This window comes from Phaeovulum sp., assembly GCF_041596715.1.
In the GTDB taxonomy this organism is placed as follows: Bacteria; Pseudomonadota; Alphaproteobacteria; order Rhodobacterales; family Rhodobacteraceae; genus UBA6213.
In genome coordinates this window covers 1-2610 of record NZ_JBFHIA010000328.1, presented here as the reverse complement: position 1 = coordinate 2610, position 2610 = coordinate 1, and the positions used below count along the sequence as shown (strand labels likewise).

The window sequence follows — 2610 nt, the reverse complement described above, 5'->3', positions numbered from 1 at the left end:
TGGATGGCTCGGTGAAAAAGGGCGACCGCATCAAGATGATGCAAACCGGCGCCGTTTACGGCATCGATCGGCTCGCCGTGCTGCGCCCGCAGATGGTCGAGATCGGTGAACTCGGCCCGGGCGAGATTGGCGTTTTCACCGCCAGCATCAAACAGGTGCGCGATACGCGGGTGGGCGACACCATCACCCATGAACGCCGCCCCTGCGCCACGGCGCTGGCGGGCTTCAAACCCTCGCAACCCGTGGTGTTCTGCGGCCTCTTCCCGGTGGATGCTGCCGATTTCGAACCGCTGCGCGACGCGATCGAAAAGCTCACGCTGAACGACGCCTCCTTTACTTCCGAGATGGAAACCTCTGCCGCCCTTGGCTTTGGCTTCCGCTGCGGCTTTCTGGGGCTGCTGCACCTCGAAGTGGTGCGCGACAGGCTGGAACGTGAATACAACCTAGACCTCATCACCACCGCGCCCTCGGTCGTCTATCACCTGCACCTGCGCGATGGCACCGTGCGCGAATTGCACAACCCCGCCGATATGCCCGACCTGACCTTGGTCGATCACATCGAAGAACCGCGCATCAAGGCCACGATCATGGTGCCCGATGAATACCTCGGCGATGTGCTGAAACTCTGCCAAGACCGCCGCGGTATTCAGATGGACCTGACCTACGCAGGCAGCCGCGCCATGGTCGTCTATGACCTGCCGCTGAACGAAGTGGTGTTCGATTTTTACGACCGCCTGAAATCCGTGACCAAGGGCTACGCCAGCTTTGATTACACCATCACCGGCTACCGCGAAGATTTCCTTGTTAAAATGTCGGTGCTGGTGAACGAAGAGCCGGTCGATGCCCTCTCCATGATGGTGCACCGAGACCGGGCCGAGGCGCGCGGCCGCGCGATGGTGGAAAAGCTGAAAGAGCTGATCCCCCGCCATATGTTCAAGATTCCAATTCAGGCCGCCATCGGCAGCCGCGTGATTGCGCGCGAAACCCTGAGTGCCATGCGCAAAGACGTAACCGCCAAATGCTACGGCGGCGACGCCACCCGCAAACGCAAACTGCTGGATAAGCAGAAGGCGGGGAAGAAGAAGATGCGCCAGTTCGGGAAGGTAGAGATCCCGCAGGCGGCATTTATCTCGGCGTTGAAGATGGATGATTGAGGCGGGGCTCGGCCGCGAGCTAGCGCGGTTTGTCCTCGGTATTGTCTCTGGCAATCGCGAGGGGCTTCTTGCCTTGCAGCAAATCGGTGAGCACCTGTTGCAGCGCTGCTTGCAGCTCAGCGCTTCCGGCCTCCGCAGCGGGAAACTCCTTGACCGCGAGGGGCACCACCATCTCGCCCTTGAACAGACTGACCAGCCCTTTACGGATAATGGTCTGCTCGTTCTCAAGGTCGCCGTGTGCGCGGGGCGAGTATATGTCGCGGGCGAGCTGCGCCTTGCTGAAGCTATAGCCAAGGAACTGCGACACTAGGTGCAGCAGGTCTTGGAACAGGTCTAGTCGCTTCTGTGCCCAAGCGTCGGTGGCAGGACCTTCGATCGTGTGGTGATCCAGATAGAGCTTCCACGCATCGTTGATCGCTTTGAGCTTCTTGCCGCTGCCGTAGAACTCCACAGGCACCGCATTTAGCGCTTCGACGTACCCCGGCGACAGCATGGCCGCCCGCGTGGCCATCAGGGTTCGGAAGATGTTAAGCCTCCGCTCCTTGATGGCACGCTCCCGTTCAAGCAACTTTTGCGCCTGCACCGCTAGCACCGGCCCCGCCAGCGTCGCAAAAACGATTGCAATGCTCCAATCCATCCGCTCGCTCCCCCACGGGCGCACACACTTCTGCCGCGCATCATCGATCATGCTTGTATCGGCGCGCAAGCCCTCGTCAATTGAACGCGAGAGAGACGACATCGCAGGCGGCGCGGTAGAGACCAATTTTGCCAGTGATTGTCCCGGTCTTGTGTGATGTCCAGACTACCTCAGCGTGAGCGAAGTCAAATGTGTAAACATCAGTATAGGTTCCTCGAAACGCGCCAATGGTGAGCAGGTCATTTGTCGCGCCCAGAACGATTACGCTCGCCTCATCCTGTCTGTAGCCAAATGCACCCACGGCATCGTCGAACTGAATATCCCATTCGTCGCCGAGACGGACGAGAACGATTTTCCCGTTTGACATGCCGTCTTCGGCCCAGTTTGGACCGTCAGAGTTAGTGACCTCGTTTTTCAGGAAATAGCTCTGACCTTTCGAAGCACCGCAGCGGGCCAGAACACCTTCCGCGCCCTCAGCCATCGCCTGCCCGCATGCGATGATGGCGATTGCCGCTCCGATCACCATTCCTCTAAGCAACACTTCCTCCTCCGCTACTATCGGCGATGATCGAGCATTCGCGCATCTAATTGCAAGTCCGTAGTTGTTTCGGAGCAGCGAGTTGCAGGGTGATCAAGCTTCAACCCCAGTCCCGCCCGGTGCCCCTTTGCACCGGGCAGCGCCCGAACCGCCCCCACGGGGCGGGCGCTTCACGCCCACCCCTCGGTTCGGGCGCTGCCCTCTGTCACGCACCGCCCCCAGCGAAAGCACCCTCTTTCTCGGCCCGATTCTCGCGGGTTGTGCGTTCGGCGGGAAAACGC

3 protein-coding genes are annotated in these 2610 nt (G+C 60.2%); 1 reads left to right on the top strand and 2 read right to left on the bottom strand.

The features are described 5' to 3' along the window. Nucleotides 1-1154: translation elongation factor 4 (lepA, locus tag ABY403_RS15480; protein ID WP_372841714.1), on the top strand; the 1154-nt coding region annotated here is incomplete at its 5' end. Between the two features lie 19 nt (nucleotides 1155-1173). On the opposite strand, the gene ABY403_RS15475 is transcribed toward lepA, so the two are convergent. Both ABY403_RS15475 and ABY403_RS15470 read right to left on the bottom strand, forming a co-directional pair. Next, complete coding sequence (locus ABY403_RS15475; protein ID WP_372841713.1) at nucleotides 1174-1842, bottom strand: DUF6680 family protein; 669 nt, start codon at nucleotides 1840-1842, stop codon at nucleotides 1174-1176. A gap of 25 nt (nucleotides 1843-1867) precedes the next feature. Further along, nucleotides 1868-2332 carry a hypothetical protein gene (locus ABY403_RS15470; RefSeq protein ID WP_372841712.1) on the bottom strand — a complete coding sequence of 155 codons (465 nt, stop codon included), beginning with the start codon at nucleotides 2330-2332 and terminating at the stop codon, nucleotides 1868-1870. Nucleotides 2333-2610: the final 278 nt, after the last annotated feature.

Excerpts from the sequence above, each read along its gene's own strand:
- ABY403_RS15475 (WP_372841713.1), bottom strand. The coding sequence starts at position 1,842 with ATGATCGATGATGCGCGGCAGAAGTGTGTGCGCCCGTGGGGGAGCGAG.